21 protein-coding genes are annotated in these 21,726 nt (G+C 66.3%); 11 read left to right on the plus strand and 10 right to left on the minus strand.

The features are described 5' to 3' along the window. The first annotated feature begins 14 nt into the window (after positions 1–14). Entirely contained in the window at positions 15–1,157 is a 1,143-nt protein-coding gene (locus MJ122_RS23165; RefSeq protein ID WP_239746163.1) for an ABC transporter ATP-binding protein, read from the plus strand. Between the two features lie 194 nt (positions 1,158–1,351). Here the strand turns inward: MJ122_RS23165 and MJ122_RS23170 are convergent, their stop codons facing one another. From MJ122_RS23170 to MJ122_RS23200, 7 genes are all read right to left on the minus strand, one after another. Next, positions 1,352–1,915: an NUDIX hydrolase gene (locus tag MJ122_RS23170; RefSeq protein ID WP_239746164.1), complete on the minus strand. Its 564-nt coding sequence runs from the start codon at positions 1,913–1,915 to the stop codon at positions 1,352–1,354. A 4-nt stretch (positions 1,916–1,919) separates the two neighbouring features. Further along, positions 1,920–2,672, minus strand: a complete 753-nt coding sequence (locus tag MJ122_RS23175; protein WP_239746165.1) for a GntR family transcriptional regulator — start codon at positions 2,670–2,672, stop codon at positions 1,920–1,922. 82 nt (positions 2,673–2,754) lie between these two features. After that, complete coding sequence (locus MJ122_RS23180; protein ID WP_045209939.1) at positions 2,755–3,144, minus strand: carboxymuconolactone decarboxylase family protein; 390 nt, start codon at positions 3,142–3,144, stop codon at positions 2,755–2,757. A 96-nt stretch (positions 3,145–3,240) separates the two neighbouring features. After that, positions 3,241–3,729, minus strand: coding sequence for a flavin reductase family protein (locus MJ122_RS23185; protein ID WP_239746166.1), 489 nt, complete (start codon positions 3,727–3,729; stop codon positions 3,241–3,243). A 13-nt stretch (positions 3,730–3,742) separates the two neighbouring features. Continuing rightward, positions 3,743–5,224: an aldehyde dehydrogenase gene (locus tag MJ122_RS23190; RefSeq protein WP_239746167.1), complete on the minus strand. Its 1,482-nt coding sequence runs from the start codon at positions 5,222–5,224 to the stop codon at positions 3,743–3,745. After that, positions 5,221–6,054, minus strand: coding sequence for an alpha/beta fold hydrolase (locus MJ122_RS23195; RefSeq protein ID WP_239746168.1), 834 nt, complete (start codon positions 6,052–6,054; stop codon positions 5,221–5,223). The genes MJ122_RS23190 and MJ122_RS23195 overlap by 4 nt, the downstream gene beginning before the upstream one ends. Before the next feature lie 23 nt (positions 6,055–6,077). After that, positions 6,078–6,668 (minus strand): amino acid synthesis family protein, encoded by a 591-nt coding sequence (locus MJ122_RS23200; RefSeq protein WP_239746169.1) that lies wholly within the window; start codon positions 6,666–6,668, stop codon positions 6,078–6,080. A gap of 266 nt (positions 6,669–6,934) precedes the next feature. Between MJ122_RS23200 and MJ122_RS23205 the strand changes: the two genes are divergently transcribed. Continuing rightward, complete coding sequence (locus tag MJ122_RS23205) at positions 6,935–7,219, plus strand: hypothetical protein (protein WP_088417897.1); 285 nt, start codon at positions 6,935–6,937, stop codon at positions 7,217–7,219. Between the two features lie 92 nt (positions 7,220–7,311). On the opposite strand, the gene MJ122_RS23210 is transcribed toward MJ122_RS23205, so the two are convergent. The 3 genes from MJ122_RS23210 to MJ122_RS23220 all read right to left on the minus strand — a co-directional run bounded on the left by MJ122_RS23210 (position 7,312) and on the right by MJ122_RS23220 (position 10,031). Then, complete coding sequence (locus MJ122_RS23210) at positions 7,312–7,701, minus strand: hypothetical protein (RefSeq protein WP_017521109.1); 390 nt, start codon at positions 7,699–7,701, stop codon at positions 7,312–7,314. Between the two features lie 117 nt (positions 7,702–7,818). Beyond that, on the minus strand, positions 7,819–9,441 hold the full coding sequence (locus tag MJ122_RS23215; protein ID WP_239746170.1) for a methyl-accepting chemotaxis protein: 1,623 nt from the start codon (positions 9,439–9,441) through the stop codon (positions 7,819–7,821). A 152-nt stretch (positions 9,442–9,593) separates the two neighbouring features. Continuing rightward, entirely contained in the window at positions 9,594–10,031 is a 438-nt protein-coding gene (locus tag MJ122_RS23220; protein WP_239746171.1) for a YqaA family protein, read from the minus strand. A gap of 204 nt (positions 10,032–10,235) precedes the next feature. Between MJ122_RS23220 and MJ122_RS23225 the strand changes: the two genes are divergently transcribed. The 9 genes from MJ122_RS23225 (at position 10,236) to lysS (ending at position 21,414) form a co-directional block, all read left to right on the plus strand. Beyond that, positions 10,236–11,855, plus strand: coding sequence for a methyl-accepting chemotaxis protein (locus tag MJ122_RS23225; protein WP_239746172.1), 1,620 nt, complete (start codon positions 10,236–10,238; stop codon positions 11,853–11,855). After that, positions 11,830–12,342, plus strand: a complete 513-nt coding sequence (locus tag MJ122_RS23230) for a chemotaxis protein CheW (protein ID WP_239746173.1) — start codon at positions 11,830–11,832, stop codon at positions 12,340–12,342. The genes MJ122_RS23225 and MJ122_RS23230 overlap by 26 nt, the downstream gene beginning before the upstream one ends. Continuing rightward, positions 12,339–13,574 (plus strand): CheR family methyltransferase, encoded by a 1,236-nt coding sequence (locus tag MJ122_RS23235; RefSeq protein ID WP_239746174.1) that lies wholly within the window; start codon positions 12,339–12,341, stop codon positions 13,572–13,574. The genes MJ122_RS23230 and MJ122_RS23235 overlap by 4 nt, the downstream gene beginning before the upstream one ends. Next, positions 13,567–14,268: a chemotaxis protein CheW gene (locus MJ122_RS23240; RefSeq protein WP_239746175.1), complete on the plus strand. Its 702-nt coding sequence runs from the start codon at positions 13,567–13,569 to the stop codon at positions 14,266–14,268. The genes MJ122_RS23235 and MJ122_RS23240 overlap by 8 nt, the downstream gene beginning before the upstream one ends. After that, complete coding sequence (locus MJ122_RS23245; protein ID WP_239746176.1) at positions 14,265–16,544, plus strand: hybrid sensor histidine kinase/response regulator; 2,280 nt, start codon at positions 14,265–14,267, stop codon at positions 16,542–16,544. The genes MJ122_RS23240 and MJ122_RS23245 overlap by 4 nt, the downstream gene beginning before the upstream one ends. After that, positions 16,541–17,548, plus strand: coding sequence for a chemotaxis response regulator protein-glutamate methylesterase (locus MJ122_RS23250; RefSeq protein WP_239746177.1), 1,008 nt, complete (start codon positions 16,541–16,543; stop codon positions 17,546–17,548). Before MJ122_RS23245 ends, MJ122_RS23250 begins: the two co-directional genes overlap by 4 nt. A 38-nt stretch (positions 17,549–17,586) precedes the next feature. Beyond that, positions 17,587–18,597 carry a PleD family two-component system response regulator gene (locus MJ122_RS23255; protein ID WP_088418239.1) on the plus strand — a complete coding sequence of 337 codons (1,011 nt, stop codon included), beginning with the start codon at positions 17,587–17,589 and terminating at the stop codon, positions 18,595–18,597. 120 nt (positions 18,598–18,717) lie between these two features. Beyond that, positions 18,718–19,813, plus strand: a protein-coding gene (gene prfB, locus MJ122_RS23260; RefSeq protein WP_100227314.1) for a peptide chain release factor 2 whose coding sequence is annotated in 2 segments (ribosomal slippage) — positions 18,718–18,789 and positions 18,791–19,813 — 1,095 coding nt in all. Because the reading frame shifts where the segments join, the coding sequence is not laid out codon by codon here. Between the two features lie 95 nt (positions 19,814–19,908). After that, positions 19,909–21,414 (plus strand): lysine--tRNA ligase, encoded by a 1,506-nt coding sequence (gene lysS, locus MJ122_RS23265; RefSeq protein ID WP_017521120.1) that lies wholly within the window; start codon positions 19,909–19,911, stop codon positions 21,412–21,414. The last annotated feature ends 312 nt before the right edge of the window (positions 21,415–21,726 follow it).

A 21,726-nucleotide genomic window follows, 5' to 3' on the forward strand; every position in this document is an offset into this window, starting at 1 on the left:
CCGAGGTAAATGCCATGAGTGCCGTGATCCAAGAATCCCGCGAGCAGAAGACCCTGGTCAGCCTGCGCAACCTGAACAAGTTCTATGGCGATTTCACCGCCGTGGACAACATTTCCCTCGACATCCAGGACGGCGAATTCCTCACCTTCCTCGGCTCCAGCGGCTCGGGCAAGAGCACCACGCTGTCGATGCTGGCCGGCTTCGAGACGCCCAGCAGCGGCGAAATCCTGGTCGAAGGCCAGTCGCTGGTGAACGTGCCGCCGCACAAGCGCGACATCGGCATGGTGTTCCAGCGCTACTCGCTGTTCCCGCATCTCTCGGTGCGCGACAACATCGGCTTCCCGCTGGACATCCGCAAGCAGAAGGGCGCCGAGCGCGACCGCCGCGTCGACGCCATGCTCAAGCTGGTGCAGCTGGACAAGTTCGCCCACCGCCGCCCGGCGCAGCTTTCCGGCGGCCAGCAGCAACGCGTCGCCATCGCCCGGGCGCTGGTCTACGAACCGCGCATCCTGCTGATGGACGAACCCCTCGGCGCGCTGGACAAGAAACTGCGCGAAGACCTGCAGGACGAACTGCGCCACCTGCATCGTCGCCTGGGCATTACCATCGTCTACGTCACCCACGACCAGGAAGAAGCCATGCGCCTGTCCCAGCGCATCGCCATCTTCAGCCACGGCAAGATCGTCGGCCTGGGCAGCGGCTACGACCTCTACCAGAACCCGCCGAATGCCTTCGTGGCGTCGTTCCTCGGCAACTCCAACTTCCTCCGCGCCCGTGCCCACGGCAACGCCGCGGCGGAGTTCGAAGGCCGCGCATTGGCCATCCGCCCGACCGCGAACCTGCGCGAAGGCCAGGACATCCTGCTGATGGTGCGCCCTGAAAAAGCTCAGGTGCTGAGCCCCGCTCAAGCCGCTGCCACACCGCTGGCGGCAGGCTGGAACGAAATCCCGGCGAAGGTGGCCGAGACGGTGTTCCTCGGCGAGAGCCTGACCTGCAGCGTGGTCACCGCCAGCGGTGCGACCCTGACGCTGAAGGAGCTTTCCGGCAACACCCAGCCGCTGGCCCCTGGCAGCGAAGTCCGCGTGCGCTGGGCCGCCGCCGATGCCTGCGTGTACGACCAGTGGAACGAGAGCGACCTGACCAAGGGCGCGCACTGATTCGGTTCTGACGTTTCATCCCTTGAACCCCCGGCTTCCATCGTGGAGCCGGGGGCTTTTTTTGCTTGGGCTTTTTTGTGGGTGGCGATGGCGTCGGTATCGATCGTCGGCCGTGTCGACGGATCGCGTGCGTGGCACGTTCCTTCAGGTTGGAGTCGGGTGACGGGGGGCGTTGTTCGCCGCAGCGTTGGGTATCAACGAATGAAGTGCACCTTGCCGGTGTCGTCATTGCCCATGTAGATGCCGTACACCCCCGCCTGGCGCTCCTCGATGTAGCGTTCGAGGATCTGCCGGATCGCCGGGTAGTAGATGCATTCCCAGGGGATATCTTCCGGGGCGAAGAATTTCACCTGCAGGGTCTCGGGACCGTGCTCGCCGGTTTCCTCGATCACGCTGGCGCGGAAGATGACGTAGACCTCGCTGATCTTCGGCACGCTGAAGATGGAGTAGGGCGAGACGATGTCGGCGCGTACGCCGGTTTCTTCCCAGACTTCGCGCAGGGCTGCCTGTTCGGTGGTTTCGCCGTTCTCCATGAAACCGGCCGGCAGCGTCCAGGTGCCTGGGCGCGGCGGGATGCCGCGCTGGCAGAGCAGGTACTTGCCGTCGCGCTCGATGATGCAGCCGGCAATGACCTTGGGGTTCTCGTAGTGGATGTAACCGCAGCCCGCGCAGATCAGGCGCTCATGGGTATCGCCCGGCGGGCACTGGCGGCTGAGGCCGCCACTGCCGCAAGCAGGACAGAAGCGCGGGGCGGGCATGGCGTCAGCGGCCTATGCGCGGCTCTTTGAGCGCGATGGGGGTGGCGATGTCGCGCACGTTGCCGGCGCCGTCCTGCTTGGAGCGCAGGTAGTCCAGGGCGACCTTGGCGGCGGCGCGGACGTGGTCGACCGAGGCCTGGTGAGCCGCGACCGGGTCGCCACTCTTGATCGCCTCGACCATGCGCTCCATTTCCTGGTTGCTGGCGCTGCGGCGGTTCTCCTGAGACACGGAGGTGGCTCGCAGGTAACTGATGCGTGCCTGCAGCTGGCGTAGCTGGGTGGCGGCGGTGCGGTTGCCCGAGCCTTCGAGCAGCACGTCGTAGAAACCCTGCACCGATTCGATCACCTGCTGCAGCTCGCCGTCTTCCAACGCCTGGCGGTTCTCTTCCAGCGCGCGCTCCAGGTTGCGGATGTCGCGGGCCTTGGCGTTCAAGGTGAAGAGCTGGACGATCAGGCCTTCGAGCACGCAGCGCAGCTCGTAGATGTCGACCGCATCTTCCAGGGTGATGATGGCGACGCGCGGCCCCTTGGCATCGGCGAACTCCACCAGGCCCTCGGACTCCAGGTGGCGCAGTGCCTCGCGCACCGAAGTGCGACTGACGCCCAGGCGATCGCACAGATCGCGCTCCACCAGGCGGTCGCCCGGCAGCAGCTGGAAGTTGAGGATGGCGCCGCGCAGCTTGTCGAGGACGATTTCGCGCAGGGTGACGGGGTTGCGATTGACCTTGAAGCTATCGTCGAGTGGCAAGCGTTTCATGGGGTCCGCTCTGTGTTCTGGCTGTCCATAGGAAGAACGATGGAGCGCCTGAAGGCGCGCCATCGTCAAGTCGGGCCAGCAATCAACCACGTTCCTCGGCGTCGGCCTCGGCGAAGGCTTCGCGGGCGAGGCGGAAACTGTCCACCGCTGCGGGAACCCCGCAATAGATGCCGACCTGCAGGAGGATCTCGCGGATCTGCTCGCGGGATAACCCGTTACGCAGAGCCCCACGCACGTGCAGCTTGAGTTCGTGGGGGCGGTTGAGTGCCGAAATCATCGCCAAGTTTATCATGCTGCGTTCCTTGAGCGATAAGCCGTCCCGGCCCCAGACGTGGCCCCAGCAGTACTCGGTGACCATCTCCTGGAGCGGACGGGTGAAGTCGTCGGCGTTCTGGATCGACTTGTTGACGTAGGCCTCGCCCAGCACCTGGGTACGGATGGCCAGGCCCTTTTCGTATTTCTCGTTGCTCATCGGTCGCTCCTGTCCATTCCTACGAAGAGCTCCAGCCAACGGGCTGGAATAAAAAAGGCCGCTGCCGAGGGTGCTGGCGAGCGGCCTTGGAAAGCTTCAGCCGGCTATCTCCGGCAGTGCGCCGAGCTTGCCGCGGTGATAGACCATCGGGGTGACCTCCTGCTCCGGCAGGATCAGGTTCTTCACCGCGCCGACGATAATCGCGTGGTCACCGCCGTCGTACTCGCGCCACAGCTCGCATTCGATGATCGCGGTGGCCTTGGTCAGCAGCGGGTTGCCCAGCTCGCTTAGGCGCCACTCGATGCCTTTGGCCTTCTCCTTGCCCTTCCTGGCGAAGGCGTAGGCCTCCGCCTGCTGGTCGGAGCACAGCAGGTGGATGGCGAACTGCTTGCTGTCGCGCAGGATCGGGTAGGTGTCCGAGCCGTAGTTGGGGCAGAACAGCACCAGCGCCGGGTCGATGGACAGCGCGCTGAACGCACTGGCGGTAATGCCGACGATCTCGCCATCGGCATCCAGGGTGGTGACCACGGTGACGCCGGACGGGAAGGAGCCCATCACTTCTTTGTAGATGCCAGGTTCGATCATCTCGTCGCTCCTCTTAGCGCATCACGAAGGGATCGGGCATGGGCGCCTGCGAGAGGTTGATCCACACCGTCTTCAGCTCGGTGTAGGCCAGCACCGAATCGATGCCGCTCTCGCGACCGTAGCCGCTGTTGTGGAAGCCGCCGATGGGGGCCATGGCGGACACCGCGCGGTAGGTGTTGACCCAGATGATCCCGCTGCGAATGCCACGGGCCATGCGGTGGGCGCGCCCCAGGTCGCGGGTCCAGATGCCGGCGGCCAGGCCGAACTGCGAGTCGTTGGCCATTGCCAGGGCCTCTGCTTCGTCCTTGAAACGGATGACCGAGGCGACCGGGCCGAAGACTTCTTCCTGCATGATCTTCATCGAGTTGCTGTCGCACTCGAACAGGGTCGGCTCGTAGAACCAGCCCTCGGAGTCGATCGACGGACGCTTGCCCCCCAGGCGCAGACGGGCGCCTTCGGCAAGGGCGTCGGCCACCAGGCCTTCGACCACGGCGAGCTGCTGCGCGGTGGCCATGGGGCCCATCTCGCTCTGCTCGTCCTGCGGGTTGCCGATGCGGATGCGCTGGGCGCGCTCCACCAGGCGGGCGACGAACTCGTCGTAGATCTCGTCCTGCACCAGCAGGCGCGAACCGGCGACGCAGCTCTGTCCGGAGGCGGCGTAGATGCCGGCCACGGCGCCGTTGATGGCGCTGTCCAGGTCGGCGTCGGCGAAGATGATGTTGGGCGACTTGCCACCCAGCTCCAGCGACAGCTTGGCGAAGTTCTCCGCGCTGCTGCGCACCACGTGGCGCGCGGTGGAGGCACCGCCGGTGAAGGCGATCTTGCGCACCAGCGGGTGGCGGGTGAGCGCAGCGCCAGTGCTCGGGCCGAAGCCGGTGACCACGTTGACCACCCCGGCCGGGAAGCCGGCTTCGGTGGCCAGGCGGGCCAGTTCGAGGATGGTCGCCGAGGCGTGTTCGGAAGGCTTGAGCACGATGGTGTTGCCGGCGGCCAGGGCCGGGGCCAGCTTGATCGCGGTCAGGTACAGCGGGCTGTTCCACGGGATGATCCCGGCGACCACGCCCAGCGGCTCGTGCACGGTGTAGGCGAACAGGTCCGGCTTATCCAGCGGCAGGGTGCCGCCTTCGAGCTTGTCGGCAAGGCCCGCGGTGTAGTGGAAGAACTCCGGCAGGTAGCCGACCTGGCCGCGGGTCTCGCGGATCAGCTTGCCGTTGTCACGGCTTTCCAGCTGCGCCAAGTGTTCCTTGTTCTCGGCGATCAGGTCGCCCAGGCGGCGCAGCAGCTTGCCCCGCGCTGTGGCGGTGAGGCCGCGCCACACCGGGTCGTCAAAGGCGCGCTGGGCGGCCTGAACGGCGCGCTCGACATCGACTTCATCGGCGTCGGGCAGTTCGGCCCAGGCTTGCGCGCGGGCGGGGTCGAGGCTCTCGAAGGTCTTGCTGGACACGGCATCGACCCACTGGCCATCGATGAACATCTGGAAGCGTGCGAGGGTCATGCGACATTCCCCTGTACGTGATTCTTGGAAACCTGCGCCTGTTGCAGGAAGTCGAGCAGCATCTGGTTGACCAGCCGCGGCGACTCCACCGGCATCATGTGGCGCTGTTCGTCGAGCACCGTCACCTTGGCGCCCGGAATGCGCTCGGCGAGCTCGGTGGCCATCTTCGGCGTCGAGCCCGGGTCCAGCTCACCGGTGGCGACCAGGGTCGGCACATTGATGCTGCCCAGATCGTCCACGCGGTACATGTCCTGCGTGGCGAATAGTGTGTAGGTAGTCAGATAACCCTGCGGATCGTTGCTGGCAAGGGTCTGGCGGATCGCCGCGATCTGCGCCGGGTTCGCCGCCTGGTATTCGCGGCTGAACCAGCGCGACAGGGCAGCCTCGGCGTTGGCGTCCGGGCCGTGCTCGGCGGCCTGGCGGGTCCGCTCGATCACGCCGGCGCGCTGTTCGGCGCTGCGGTTGAACACGCTGTTCAGCACGACAAGGCCGTCCAGGCGTTCGGGGTAGTGCAGGGCGAATGCCCGCGCCACCAGACCACCCATGGAGAAACCGATGACCATCGCGCTGGCCACGCCCAGGTGGTCGAGCAGCTCGCGCAGCTGGTCGGCGTAACCGACCAGTCCACAGTCCGGCTGCGGCAGCTGACTCGCGCCATGGCCAAGCATGTCATAGGCGATGACCTGGAAATGCGGGGCCAGGCCGACGATCTGGCCGCCCCACATTTCCTTGTTCAGGCCGACGCCGTGGATCAGTACCACGGGGTGGCCCTGGCCGGTCGCCAGGTAACTGGTGCCGGCCGGTGTGCGTTCAGCGGTGAGCCGAATCATGGAGCGCTCCTGCACGGTGTGAATCACTGAGCCTGTTCGGCGGCCAGTTCTTCCAGGTCGATGTAACGGTTGCCGATGCGCGGGTGCAGACGGCCACCGTCGGCGGCGCCGAGGACCACGACGATCTCGTCGGCGCGCGGCGAATCTTCGATCTGCATTTCCAGGGTGATGTAGTGCGAACGCAGGCCTTCGTCGTCCTTGTGCATCATCGGGATCTGGATCGAGGTGCCCGGCCCGCCGCGCTTGTTGGTGAAGCTCAGGTAGCTCTTGGCGTCCACGGCCTGGCGGTAGTGGTTGCCGAAACGCAGGGTGTGGATGACGGCGGAGGCGTGCTCGATCTCGCCATCGGCGCCCACTACGGCAGCTTTGCCGTAGGCCTGGATCTTGTCAGCGCCACCGATGGCGGCGGTCAGGCGCTCGACCATCAGCGCGCCCAGCTCGGAGCAGTGGGCCTTGATCTCGGGTTTCAGGTCTTCGACGAACCCGCGACCGGCCCACGGGTTCTTGATCACCACGGCCAGGCCGACCATGGTCACCGGGGTGTCGGTAGCCTTGCCGGCTTCGATGAAGGTCTGCTCGCTGTAGGTGACGATCTTGCGAATCTCGAAACTCATGGGTCGCTCCAGTTGTGACTTCGGCTGGGTTGGGGAAGGGATTCGGTATCATGGTATACCATAATACGGTTTGCGCAAGGCGTATTTGCCCTGGAGTCGGAGCGCCCGGGGCCAGCAGTGGCGGGCGGTGCGTGGAAGTGCGGGGAGGGCAGGCGACAGGCGGTCGCAGGGAAAAACCGCCGTTTCGGTAGCTTCGGCGGCGCGGTATCCTTGGCGCCATCAGCCGGCGCGCATGGCGCCGGAGCCTTGTTGGAGAGTCTTCGAGCATGAAACAGGAAATCGCCACCGTGACCGTCAGCGCCGAGCACTGGGGCCGCGAGGCCGAAGCGGTGGACAACGCCCGCGTGACGGTGACCCTCAGCGCGCCGCAGGAGGGGGTGATCGAGGTGAGCTTCAAGGGCCAGCTGGACGCGCCGGAAGAGCCGACCCACGTCTGTGTGACGCTGGAGAATGGGCTGTCCTATTACGGCGAAATCCAGGGTGGCGAGGCGAACGAGGAGGGTGGGTCGATTCGCTTCGAGGGCGAGTTGATCGATCTGGAAGGGTTCTGATTTCTCCGGAGGCTGCGGGTCCCTGCCTGCAAAAAAACCGTCAATGAAAAACCGGCCACATGGGCCGGTTTTTCATTGCCTGCGCAGACCCCTCACTGCCGCGGGATCATCCCCTCGATGCGTTTGGCGAAGGCATTCGCCAGCGGGCCATCGGCGAGCAGCAGCAGGTAGTCGTGCTCGGATTTGGCCGCCGGGGCGATCTGGTACTTCAGGGTGCCCGAGGCGACCTGGCCAACCACCGGCACGGTCAGGGTACCGACGCACTCCAGTACGCCACTGTCCGGGTCCTTTTCGATGATCGCCACGTCTTTCAGCTCGGCCTTGCTCAGCGCGTCGGACTGGGCAGAAAGCGCGCCGGACAGGAAGATCTTCACCAACTGGTTCTTCACATCGTCCGAACCGCAGACCTTGGCCTCGTTGCCTCCGCAGGCGCTCAGCAACGCGGCGGCGGCCAGCACGGCCGACAATTTCAACAGTTTCATCTATCCACCCTGTGGCGTTCCATGATGGCCATTGGATAGGAAAATGCCGGAAAAATTCCCTGCTGACAGCTCCCGTTTCGCTTTATATCGAGCGAAACGGGAGTAAGCAGTGGCGCGTCAGACCACGAAGCGCGCCACCATGCCGTTCAGGTCCACGGCCAGGCGGGACAGCTCCTGGCTCGCTGCGCTGGTCTGGGTGGCGCCGGCCGAGGTCTGGGTCGCCAGGTCGCGGATGTTCAGCAGGTTGCGGTCCACCTCGCGGGCGACCTGGGCCTGTTCCTCGGTGGCGCTGGCGATGACCAGGTTGCGTTCGTTGATCAGCGACATGCGCTCGAGGATCACCTGCAGCGATGCGCCGGCCTCGCCGGTGCGACTGACGGTGCGCTCGGCGTGGGCGGTGCTGCTGAGCAGGGCGGCAACGGTGCGGTCGCTGCCGTTCTGGATGGCCGAGACCAGCTCCTCGATCTCGCGGGTCGAGCTCTGGGTGCGCTGGGCCAGCGAGCGCACTTCATCGGCGACCACCGCAAAACCGCGCCCGGCTTCGCCAGCGCGGGCGGCTTCGATGGCGGCATTGAGTGCCAGGAGGTTGGTCTGCTCGGCGACACTGCGGATCACTTCCAGCACCTTGCCGATGTCCTGCGCCTGGCTGGCCAGGACTTCCGCCTGCTGCGAGGCCTGGCCCACTTCGTCGGCCAGGGTGCCGATGGCGCTGGAGGTCTCGTCGACCCGCTCGCTGCCGCTGCGCGCGGCGTCGATGGCCTCGCGGGAGGCGGCGGAGGTGGAGGCGGCGTTGCTGGCCACTTCTTCCACGGCGCTGGTCATCTGGTTGACGGCAGTGGCGGCCATCTCGATCTGGTCGCTCTGCTGCTGCAGCGCGCGGCTGCTCTGCTCCATCACGCTGTGCATCTCTTCGGCGGCCGAAGCCAGCTGGCTGGCGGAGTTGCCGATGCCACGGATGGTCTCGCGCAGGCTGTTCTGCATGTCCGCCAGGGCGTTGAGCAGTTGCGCCGGCTCGTCGCGACCTTCGACGCTGAAACGCTGGCTGAGGTCGCCGCTGGCAATGGTCCGGGCCACGCGCACCGCCTGGTTGAGCGGCACGACGATGCTGCGGGTGAGTTGCCAGGCCAGCAGTAGGGTGAGACCGACGCTCAGCAGCAGCACCGTGCCCACCACCAGCCGACCGCTCTGGTACTGCTCCACGGCGCGGTTGGCTGCCGCAGCAGCGCCGTTGCGGTTGAGGTCGATCAGCGCGGTGAGGCGCTTGTTCAGTTCCGCGCCTTGCTGGGCAATGCTGCCGTTGAGGATTTGCAGCGCGCCTTCGTTGTCGTCCCGGCGGACATTCTCCAGCAGCTGGTCGACGTATCCCAGGTAGCCATCCAGCGCCTGGCGCAGCTCATCGGTGTGCTGCTGCTCCTCGGCGCTGAGGATCAGCCGGCGGTAGTCGGCGAGCACCTTGTCCTTGTCCTGCCGCGCCTCGGCGATCAGGTCGAGGCTGCGCTGGCGCGCAGCACTGTCGTGGTTGACCAGCAGACGCATGGACTCCAGGCGGATGCGGGCGATGTCGCCCGACAGCTGGTTCATGTGGTTGATGCTCAGCAGCCAGTTGCTGTCGATCTCTTCGGAGGCGGCGCGCAAGGTCGAGAGCTTGTACAGCGAGAACAGCCCGAGGAATACCAGCAACAAGCCCATCACGGCAAAACCCAGGGAGGCGCGGCGGCCAATACTCATGCTTCTGAACATCGCGAATTCCTTTTCATCGGTCGTGGTCTAGGCCCGCAGGCCTCTGCCAAGGAAATAGTGGCGTATTGATATTAATTGGCGCCATTTTTTTCAAGCAGTGGCAAAACAGGACTAGCAGACGAAATTTCTGTCCGCTTTTTACGATGGAATATTCAGACGAGCGTGAGCCAGGCCAGCACCGCGTAGCGCCCGACCTTGGCGACGGTGACCAGCAGCAGGAAGCGCCACAGCGGTTCGCGCATGACACCGGCGATCAGGGTCAGCGGGTCGCCGATCACCGGCGCCCAGCTCAGCAGCAACGACCAGCTGCCGAAGCGCCGGTAGTGACGCTGGGCCTTTTCCAGCGCCGCATCGCTCACCGGGAACCAGCGGCTACCGTGCCAGCGCTCTATTCCGCGTCCCAGCAACCAGTTCACCAGCGAGCCGAGCACGTTGCCCAGGCTGGCGGCCAGCAGCAACGACCACAGCGGGTACTGGCCGCCCAGCAACAGGCCGACCAGCACGGCTTCCGATTGCAGCGGCAGCAGGGTGGCGGCGCCAAAGGCGGAGAGGAAGAGACCGGCGAGGGCGGCGAGAGAGAGGCTCAACATCGGATGCGGGCGAAACGGCGAGTAGGGGCGGTCAGAATGAAAGGAACCGTCGTACTAAAAATTTGGAATAAAGAGAGGAGCTTCAGGCGTCTACAGATACTATATGTCCTATCTTGCTGACGATTTAGTAGGAATTTACATTCGCGCGATTGTCCGCCCGAATCCATCATCCGTCGGCACGCCACACATCTTCTGGGGAACGCTGTGAAGAATTGGACTCTACGCCAACGCATCCTGGCCAGCTTTGCCGTCGTCGTCGCGATCATGCTGCTGATGGTGGTGATTTCCTACACGCGCCTGCTGCGGGTGGAGCACAGCACCCAGCGGGTGAGTCAGGACGCCATGCCCGGCACCTACGCGCTGACCACTGTGCGTTCGGCATGGACCGACAGCATCCTGATGACCCAGGTGGTGGTCGGCCTGAGTGATGGCAAGCCTCTGGACGATGCCCGTCGCCAGGAGTTCCGCGCCAACCATGACGCACTGGTCGAGCGCATCGCTCGTTACGAGCTCACCGTCAATGACCCCCGCGATAAGGAAATGCTCGCTCACTTCAAGCAGCAGGCGAGCGAGTACGACACCTTGCTGGCGCAGGTGCTGCAGCTCTACGGCACAGACCGTGAAGGCGCGCGGCGCCTGCTGCTGGAACGCCTGGAACCGTTGTGGGACGACGGCCGCAAGACGCTCAACCAGTTGATCTCACTGAACAAGGAAATCGCCGATGCCGCAGCGTCCGACATCGTCGACGAGGTGGCTGCCGCCAAGGCGATCATGCTCATCTCCCTGTTACTGGCCATCGCCGCCGCCGCGGCTTGCGGGCTGCTGCTGATGCGCGCCATCACCGAGCCGGTGCGCCAGGTTGTAAAGGGTCTGCAGGTCATGGGTAGCGGCGACTTCACCACGCGCCTGGCGATGGAACGCAACGACGAATTCGCGGTGATCGAGACCGGCTTCAACGGCATGGCCGAAGAGCTCAAGGGCCTGGTATCGCAGGCGCAGCGCTCGGCCATCCAGGTCACCACCTCGGTGACCGAGATCGCCGCCACCTCCAAGCAGCAGCAGGCCACCGCCACCGAAACGGCCGCCACCACCACCGAGATCGGCGCCACCTCGCGGGAAATCGCCGCCACCTCGCGCGACCTGGTGCGCACCATGACCGAAGTGTCCTCGGCCGCCGAACAGACCTCCACCCTGGCCGGCTCCGGCCAACTGGGCCTGGCGCGAATGGAAGAAACCATGCATCACGTGATGGGCGCGGCCGAGCTGGTCAACGCGAAGCTGGCGATCCTCAACGAGCGCGCCGGCAACATCAACCAGGTGGTGACCACCATCGTCAAGGTGGCCGACCAGACCAACCTGCTCTCGCTCAATGCCGCCATCGAGGCGGAGAAGGCCGGCGAATACGGCCGCGGCTTCGCCGTGGTCGCCACCGAAGTGCGCCGCCTGGCCGACCAGACTGCCGTGGCCACCTACGACATCGAGCAGATGGTGCGCGAGATCCAGTCCGCCGTGTCGGCCGGTGTGATGGGCATGGACAAGTTCTCCGAGGAGGTGCGTCGCGGCATCTCGGAAGTCGGCCAGGTCGGCGAGCAGCTCTCGCAGATCATCCAGCAGGTGCAGGCGCTGGCGCCGCGCGTACAGATGGTCAACGAAGGCATGCAGGCCCAGGCCACCGGCGCCGAGCAGATCAACCAGGCGCTGGTGCAGCTCGGCGAGGCCACTGGCCAGACCGTGGAATCCCTGCGCCAGGCGAGCTTCGCCATCGACGAGCTGAACCTCGTGGCCAACGGACTGCGCAATGGCGTCTCCCGCTTCAAGGTCTGACGCCGCCGCGGCGGGCAGGCTGTACCTGCAGTTCCGCCTGGGCGCGGATCGCTATGCGCTGGACGTCCACGACGTCATCGAGGTGCTGCCGGTGCCTGCGCTCAAGCGCGTGCCGCAAGCGCCAGCCTGGGTCGCAGGGCTGTTCCCGCACCGCGGCGAACTGCTGCCGGTGCTGGACATGAACCAACTGGCCTTTGGGCACAGCGCGCCGCGCCGCACCAGCACACGCCTGGTGCTGGTGCGTTACCGCGCCGCAGGTGAGGGCCCGGAGCAGCGCCTTGGGTTGATCCTCGAACAGGCGACCCACACCCTGCGCCGTGATCCTGCGGCCTTCCGTGACTACGAACTCGACAACGGCAGCGCCCGCTACCTCGGCCCCGTGCTGGAAGACGAGCAGGGCCTGCTGCAGCGCGTGGGCGTCGACCAGTTGCTCAGCGATGAAGCCCGCGCGCGCCTTCTGCAGGACGCGGGAGGAGCGTCGGCATGACCGATCCGCGTTTCGCCCAATTGCTCAAGGAGCGTATCGGCCTGGATGCCGAGTCGGTCGGCGACGCCGTGATCGAGCGCGCCGTGCGCCAGCGCTGCAACAAGGTCAGCGGTGGCAACGCCGAGCATTACTGGATGCAACTGCAAGGCTCCGCCGAGGAAATGCAGGCGCTGATCGAGGCGGTGATAGTCCCCGAAACCTGGTTCTTCCGTTACCCCGAATCCTTCGGCGCGCTGGCCGACCTCGCGTCCCGGCGCGTGCTGGAACTGGCCGGCTCCCGGCCGCTGCGTATTCTCAGCCTGCCGTGCTCCACCGGCGAGGAACCGTACTCCATTGTCATGGCGCTACTGGACGCCGGCCTCGCGCCTTCCGCCTTCCAGGTGGATGCGCTGGACGTCAGCCGCGCGGTGCTGGAGCGGGCGCAGGAGGGGCGCTACGGGCGCAATTCGTTCCGCGGCGCCAACCTGAGTTTCCGTGACTGCTACTTCAGCGTCGACGGCAACGAATACCAGGTGGCCGAGGCGGTGCGGCGCAAGGTGCAGTTCCGCGCCGGCAACCTTCTGGCGCCGGGCTTGCTGGCCGGTGAGGCGCCTTATGACTATGTGTTCTGCCGCAACCTGTTGATCTACTTCGACCGTCCGACCCAGGAACAGGTGGTGGATGTTCTGCGCCGCCTGGCGCGGGCCGACGGCGTGCTGTTCATCGGCCCGGCCGAGGCCAGCCTGATGTCGCGCGTGGGCCTGCGTCCGCTGGGCGTGCCGCAGTCCTTTGCCTTCCCGCTGCAGGTTGCCGAACCGGCGCCCCGTGCGGCGCCGCTGAACTGGGTGGCCCCCGCGCCGACTCCTCGTCCGGCGCCGCCCAAGCCGGCGCCGGTGCGCCCGCGTCTGGTCGCCAGGGCCCCGGAGCCGGTGCCTGCGACCGCGGGTGACGCGCTGGCAGAGATTGCCCGGCTGGCCAATTCCGGCCATGCCGCCGAGGCGCGCCAGCGCTGCGAGGCATTGTTGGCCGAAAAGGGCCCGAACGCCGAAGCCTTCTACTGGCTCGGCCTGCTGGCCGATGCGCAGGGCCACGGCAGCGAGGCGCAGGCGTTCTACCGCAAGGCCCTGTATCTGCAGCCCGATCACCAGGAAAGCCTGCAACACCTGGCCGCGCTGCTCGCGGCGCAGGGGGATGCCGCCGGCGCCCGGCGCCTGCAGGAGCGTGCCGCGCGAGGAGTGAAGCGCAATGGTTGAACGCGATTCTGCATACCTCGACAGCTCGTCCTTGGGCGGCGACCTGCCGAGCGTGGACGACTGCTGGAACCGCATCGGCGTGCGCGGCGACCGCAGTTGCCCGAGGCTCGCCGAGTACATCCATTGCCGCAATTGTCCGGTGCATGCCGCCGCCGCCATCAGCCTGCTGGACCGTTACGCACTGAGCAGCGAAACGGCAGACCTGGACCCGATGGAAAGCCCCGAGCCCGCGGTCGAAGAGGGCAGTCCGCACCTGATCTTCCGCCTCGGCGAGGAATGGCTGGGCCTGCCCACCCGTGCCCTGGCGGAGGTGGCGCCTGCCTGTGTCGTGCATTCGTTACCGCACCAGCGTTCGCCGGCATTGTTGGGCGTGGCCAATGTGCGCGGCACGCTGGTGGCCTGCATTTCCCTGGGCGAGTTGCTGGGCCTCGACGCTCGCGCGGCCGTCCGTGACAACGCGCGCATCGTGCCGCGCATGCTGATCCTGGCCGCCGTCGGCGGGCCGATCATTTCGCCGGTGGATGAAGTGGACGGCATCCATGAGCTGGATGAGACGGCCATCGTCGAAGCCGCCTCCCAGAGCCACGCCGCCAACGACCGCTTCACCCGCGGGGTGATGCAGTGGCGCAATCGCAGCATCCGCCTGCTCGACCAGGAAGCCCTGCTCGACGCCGCCGCCCGGAGCCTCGCATGACCCCGGACCAGATGAAGGATGCATCGATGCTGGAGCTGTTCCGCCTGGAGGCGGAGGCCCAGACGCAGGTGTTGGTGCAAGGGCTGATGGCGCTGGAGCGCAACCCGACCCAGGCCGACCAGCTCGAAGCCTGCATGCGTGCCGCGCATTCGCTCAAGGGGGCGGCGCGGATCGTCGGGCTGGATGCCGGCGTGCAGGTTGCCCATGTGATGGAGGATTGCCTGGTCGGCGCCCAGGAGGGCCGCCTGCTGCTGAGCTCGGGGCATATCGACGCGCTGCTGGCCGGCGCCGATATCCTCCTGCATATCGCCGATGCCCAGCCCGAACGGGCCGAGCAGGCGCAGCAGGGCGTGCCGGTCATGGTCGAGCGTCTGCAGGCCTTGCTGTCGGGCAAGGCGCCAGCCCAGGCCGCGCCGCCGCCGGCGATAGCTGTCGAGCCTGCTCCGGCAGCTGTGGAGGCGCCTGCGCAAGCTCCGTCGGCCTCTGCTGAGCGCCCCCAGCGTCGTCGTTCCAGCGACAGCGATGAAGCGGGCGAGCGTGTACTGCGGGTGACCGCCGAGCGCCTGAACCAGTTGCTCGACTATTCCAGCAAGTCGCTGGTGGAGTCCCAGCGCCTGAAGCCGCTGCTCGATTCGCTGCAGCGTCTGAAGCGCATCCAGGCCAGCGCCAGCCGCGTGCTCGATGGCGCCCGCGATGCCGCCAACACGGCCAATCTCGACGCCGAGGCGCAGGCCTACCTGGCTGACGCGCGCCGCCTGGTCGGCGAGTGCCAGCAACTGCTCAGCGAGCAGATCGCCGAGCTGGACGAATTCAGCTTCAAGGCCGGACAGCGCGCCCAGTCGCTCTACGACACGGCACTGTCCTGCCGCATGCGGCCCTTCTCCGACGTGCTCTCCGGGCAGGCGCGGATGGTCCGCGACCTGGGTCGTTCGCTGGGCAAGACCGTGCGCCTGGAAGTGCACGGCGCCACCACCCAGGTCGACCGCGACGTGCTGGAGAAGCTCGAAGCGCCACTCACCCACCTGCTGCGCAATGCCGTAGACCACGGTATCGAGTCCGCCGAAGTGCGCGCTGCCAATGGCAAGCCGGAGGAGGGTACGATCCAGCTGCTGGCCCGCCACCACGCCGGCATGCTGGTGCTGGTGCTGCAGGATGACGGCGGTGGCGTCGACCTCGAACGCCTGCGCAGCGCCATCGTGCGTCGCCAGCTGTCCACCGAGGAAACCGTGGCGCGCCTCACCGAGGAGGAACTGCTGAGCTTCCTGTTCCTGCCCGGCTTCAGCATGCGCGAGCAGGTCACCGAGGTGTCCGGCCGTGGCGTCGGCCTGGACGCCGTGCAGCACATGGTGCGCCTGCTGCGCGGCGGCATCCGCATGGAGCAGGTGAGCGGGCAGGGCGCGCGCTTCCACCTGGAAGTGCCGCTGACGCTGTCGGTGGTGCGCAGCCTGGTGGTCAGCATCGGCGGCGAAGCCTACGCCTTCCCGCTGGCGCACATCGAGCGCATGCGCCGCCTGGCGCCGGACGAGATCGTCCAGCTCGAAGGCCGCCAGCAGTTCTGGCATGAGGGCCGGCATGTCGGCCTGGTGTCCGCCAGCCAGCTGTTGCAACGCCCCGACGGCGAGGCTTCGCCCGACGAGATTGCCGTGGTGGTGATCCGCGAACGGGACAGCGCCTACGGCGTGGCGGTGGAGAAATTCATCGGCGAGCGTACCCTCGTGGTGGTGCCGCTGGATGCTCGCCTGGGCAAGGTACAGGACGTCTCCGCCGGCGCACTGCTGGACGACGGCACGCCGGTGCTGATCCTCGACGTCGAGGACATGCTGCGCTCGGTGGAAAAGCTCCTTGCCACCGGTCGCCTGGAGCGCATCGACCCCACCGGCCGCCTCAGCGGCCCTGCGCGCAAGCGCGTGCTGGTGGTGGACGACTCGCTCACCGTGCGCGAGCTGGAGCGCAAGCTGCTGCTGGGGCGTGGCTATGACGTCGCGGTGGCGGTGGACGGCATGGACGGCTGGAACGCCCTGCGCTCGGAGCATTTCGACCTGGTCATCACCGATATCGACATGCCGCGCATGGACGGTATCGAGCTGGTCACTCTGATCCGCCGCGACACCCGCCTGCAATCGCTGCCGGTCATGGTGGTGTCCTACAAGGATCGCGAAGAAGACCGCCGGCGCGGCCTGGACGCCGGCGCCGACTATTATCTGGCCAAGGCCAGCTTCCACGACGAGGCCCTGCTGGATGCGGTGGTCGACCTGATCGGGAGTGCGCAGGGATGAAGATAGGGATAGTCAACGACATGCCCCTGGCGGTGGAGGCCATGCGCCGCGCGCTGGCCTTCGAGCCGGCGCACCGCGTCGTCTGGGTCGCCGCCAACGGCGCCGAGGCCATCGAGATGTGCGCCGCACACAAGCCCGACGTGGTGCTGATGGACCTGCTGATGCCGGTGATGGACGGCGTCGAGGCGACCCGCCGGATCATGGCGCAGAGCCCCTGCGCGATCATCGTCGTCACGGTGGACCTGGAGCGCAACATGAGCCGTGTGTTCGATGCCATGGGCAACGGCGCGGTGGATGCGGTGAACACCCCGGTGATGGGCTGCGGCGACCCGGCCGAAGCCGCGCGCCCGCTGCTGCGCAAGCTGCAGAACCTGGCGTGGCTCAATGCCCCGCAGGACAGCCGCCCGATCGCCAGCGCGCCGCGGGTGCGCAAGGGCAGCGGTGCGCACAAGCTGGTGGCGATCGGCTCGTCGGCCGGCGGCCCGGCGGCGCTGGCGGAACTCTTCGCCGCGCTGCCGCAAAGCTTCCCGGCGGCTGTCGTGGTGGTCCAGCACGTCGATGAAGTCTTTGCCGCGGGCATGGCCGAATGGCTGTCGACCCAGTCGCGTATCCCGGTGCGCCTGGCACGCAATGGCGAATCGCCACAGCCCGGCTGCGTGCTGCTGGCCGGCACCAACCACCATATCCGTCTGCTCAAGAGCGGCGAACTGGCCTATACCGCCGAGCCCAGCGGTCATATCTACCGGCCCTCGATAGACGTGTTCTTCGACAGCGTGGTCGAATGCTGGAGCGGCGATGCCGTCGGCGTGCTGCTCACCGGCATGGGCCGGGACGGCGCCGAGGGCCTGAAGCACATGCGTGAGCGCGGTTTCCTGACTTTGGCCCAGGACCAGGGCAGCAGCGCCGTGTACGGTATGCCCAAGGCCGCGGCGGCGATTGGCGCCGCGGTAGAGATCCGCCCCCTGGGCGACATCGCCCGCAGACTCGCTGAGGTCTGCGCCTGAGCGCGGGCTACGGAGCTGATTGCATGAACCCCCTCTCCATGAATTCAAGTCAGAGTAACTACCCCGTGAACACCCCCGGCGACTCCGCTGTGATGGTGCTGCTCGTGGATGATCAGCCGATGATCGGCGAGGCCGTGCGCCGTGCCCTGGCGGACGATCCCAGCATCGACTTCCACTTCTGCTCCGACCCGCACCAGGCCATCGCCCTGGCGATCCAGATCAAGCCCACGGTGATCCTCCAGGACCTGGTCATGCCGGGCGCCGACGGCCTCTCGCTGGTGCGCGAGTACCGCGCCAGCCCGGCCACCCGCGACCTGCCGATCATCGTCCTGTCGACCAAGGAAGACCCGGCGGTGAAGAGCGCGGCGTTCAGCGCTGGCGCCAACGACTACCTGGTCAAGCTGCCCGACGCCATCGAGCTGATCGCCCGGGTGCGCTACCACTCGCGCTCCTACCTCGCCCTGCAGCAGCGCGACGAGGCCTACCGCGCCTTGCGCGAGAGCCAGCAGCAGCTGCTGGAGACCAACCTGGTGCTGCAGCGGCTGATGAATTCCGACGGCCTCACCGGGCTGTCCAACCGCCGGCACTTTGACGAATACCTGGAAATGGAGTGGCGCCGCTGCCTGCGCGAACAGACCCAGCTGTCGATCCTGTTGGTCGATGTCGACCATTTCAAGGCCTACAACGACACCTTCGGCCATGTGCAGGGCGACGAGGCCCTGCGCCAGGTGGCCGGGGCCCTGCGTGCCAGCGCCAGCCGGCCCTCCGACCTGCCGGCGCGCTACGGCGGCGAGGAGTTCGTCATGGTCCTGCCCAACACTTCTCCCGGCGGTGCACGCCTGCTGGCCGAGAAGCTGCGTCGCTCGGTGCAGGAACTGAACATCCGCCACGAACTGCCGAGTCCCGGGTCCCCGCTGACCGTCAGCGTCGGCGTCGCGACCCTGATCCCGCAGGCGGGGCAAACCTGCCGCCAGCTCATCGAGCTGGCCGACCAGGCGCTCTACAACGCCAAGCACGGCGGGCGCAACCAGGTGGCCATCGCCGGCTGAGCGAGCGGGGAAGGGCGCCGGGCGGGTGGCGGCGATCTGTCGTAAACCTTTTTAGGGGCGCGACAGTTCACGTATACTTGCCGGCTTTTCTACGCCCTTTACCCGTGAGAGATGCCCGCCATGGAAATCCAACCGATCCTCAACAGCATCAAGGACCTCTCCGACCGTACCCACTCCATTCGGGGGTATCTTTGACTACGATCTGAAACATGATCGTCTGATCGAAGTAAACCGCGAACTGGAAGACCCGGCGGTCTGGAACAAGCCCGAATACGCCCAGAACCTGGGCCGCGAGCGCGCCATGCTGGCGCAGATCGTCGAGACCCTCGACGAGCTCACCGGCGGCCTGGCCGACTCCCGCGACCTGCTCGACATGGCGGTCGAGGAGAACGACGAGGGCGCCGTCGGCGACGTCGAGGCCGAAGTCCAGCGCCTGCGCGAAATCCTCGAGAAGCTCGAGTTCCGCCGCATGTTCAGCGGCGAGATGGACCCCAACAACGCCTATCTGGACATCCAGGCCGGCTCCGGCGGCACCGAAGCCCAGGACTGGGCCAACATGCTGCTGCGCATGTACCTGCGCTGGGCCGACAAGAACGGTTTCGACGCCGAGATCGTCGAGCTGTCCGAAGGCGAGGTCGCCGGCATCAAGGGTGCCACCGTGCACATCAAGGGCGAATACGCCTTCGGCTGGCTGCGCACCGAGATCGGCGTGCACCGCCTGGTGCGCAAGAGCCCGTTCGACTCCGGCAACCGTCGCCACACCTCGTTCACCGCGGTGTTCGTCTCGCCGGAGATCGACGACAACATCGAGATCGAGATCAACCCGGCCGACCTGCGCATCGACACCTACCGCTCCTCCGGCGCGGGCGGTCAGCACGTGAACACCACCGACTCCGCGGTGCGTATCACCCACGTGCCGACCAACACCGTGGTGGCGTGCCAGAACGAACGCTCCCAGCACGCCAACAAGGACACCGCCATGAAGATGCTGCGGGCCCGGTTGTACGAGCAGGAGATGCAGAAGCGCACCGCCGCCTCGCAGGCGCTGGAAGACACCAAGTCCGATATCGGCTGGGGCCACCAGATCCGCTCCTACGTGCTCGACCAGTCGCGCATCAAGGACCTGCGTACCGGCGTGGAACGCAGCGATTGCGACAAGGTGCTCGACGGCGACCTGAACGAGTATCTGGAAGCCAGCCTGAAACAGGGCCTCTGATCCACGACACCTTGTAGGAGCGAGCCTGCTCGCGAACCGGCCGGCCGCTCCTACCGTATCCCCTTTTGATATAGACGCCAGGCAGATAGACGACCATGAGCGACCAACAACTCGACGCTACCGAACTGCAACAGGAAGAAAACAAGCTGATCGCCCAGCGCAAGGAAAAACTTGCCGCCGTGCGTGAAGCCAAGGCGATCGCCTTCCCCAACGACTTCCGCCGCGAGAACTACTTCGCGGACCTGCAGAAACAGTACGAAACCGCGACCAAGGAAGAGCTCGAAGCAGCCGCCATCCCGGTCAAGGTTGCCGGTCGCATCATGCTCAACCGCGGCTCCTTCATCGTCCTGCAGGACAGCAGCGGCCGCCTGCAGGTCTACGTGAACCGCAAGACCCTGCCCGAGGAGACCCTGGCCGAGATCAAGACCTGGGACCTGGGCGACATCATCGGCGCCGAAGGCACCCTGGCCCGCTCGGGCAAGGGCGACCTGTACGTCGAGATGACCAGCGTGCGCCTGCTGACCAAGTCGCTGCGCCCGCTGCCTGACAAGCACCACGGCCTGACCGACACCGAGCAGCGCTACCGCCAGCGCTACGTCGACCTGATCGTCAACGAGGAAACCCGCCACACCTTCCGTGTGCGTTCCCAGGTCATCGCCCACATCCGTCGCTTCCTGTCCGATCGCGGCTTCCTCGAAGTGGAAACCCCGATGCTGCAGACCATCCCCGGCGGCGCGGCGGCCAAGCCCTTCGAAACCCACCACAACGCGCTGGACATGCCCATGTTCCTGCGTATCGCCCCCGAGCTTTACTTGAAGCGCCTGGTGGTCGGTGGCTTCGAAAAGGTCTTCGAGATCAACCGCAACTTCCGTAACGAAGGCGTCTCGACCCGGCACAACCCCGAGTTCACCATGCTCGAGTTCTACCAGGCCTACGCCGACTACGAAGACAACATGGACCTGACAGAGGAACTGTTCCGCGAGCTGGCCCAGGCCGTGCTCGGCAGCACCGACGTGCCCTATGGCGACAAGGTCTTCCACTTCGGCGAGCCGTTTGCCCGCCTGTCCGTGTTCGACGCCATCCTCAAGTACAACCCGGAACTCACCGCGGCTGACCTCACCGACCTGGAGAAGGCCCGCGCCATCGCCAAGAAGGCCGGCGCCAAGGTCCTCGGCCACGAAGGCCTGGGCAAGCTGCAGGTGATGATTTTCGAAGAGCTGGTCGAGCACAAGCTGGAGCAGCCGCACTTCATCACCCAGTACCCGTTCGAAGTGTCGCCGCTGGCCCGCCGCAACGACAACGACCCGAGCGTCACCGACCGCTTTGAGCTGTTCATCGGTGGCCGCGAGATCGCCAACGCCTACTCCGAGCTCAACGACGCCGAAGACCAGGCCGAGCGCTTCATGCTGCAGGTCAAGGAGAAGGACGCCGGTGACGACGAGGCGATGCACTTCGACGCCGACTTCGTCAACGCGCTCGAATACGGCATGCCGCCCACCGCCGGCGAAGGTATCGGCATCGACCGCCTGGTGATGCTGCTGACCAACTCGCCGTCGATCCGCGACGTCATCCTCTTCCCGCACATGCGCCCGCAGGCGTAAGTGCAGGATCAGCGAGAAAGGCCGCCTTCGGGCGGCCTTTTTCGTTTGGGCAGCGGACAGCTTCTGTGCGAGCGAGCGTGCTCGCGAACGGGTCCACTCAGGGGCTTCCGGTGGGGCCGTTCGCAAGCCGGCTCGCTCCTGCAGAGACGTGGGATTCGGGCGATATACCATCCGACGAAATGCATCCTGTTCCCGTGGCTTGGCGGACCTGTAGCACGTCTCACACCCAGGCCTGATTCCAAGCCGCCTGCTCTGCCTCGCGGCCCGCTCCTTGCGCCGGTGTCGCAGCCGCACGGCAGCAATTGTTTTCCC

The sequence above is a fragment of the Pseudomonas sp. DP-17 genome (assembly GCF_022380625.1).
Taxonomy (GTDB): Bacteria; Pseudomonadota; Gammaproteobacteria; order Pseudomonadales; family Pseudomonadaceae; genus Pseudomonas; species Pseudomonas nitroreducens_A.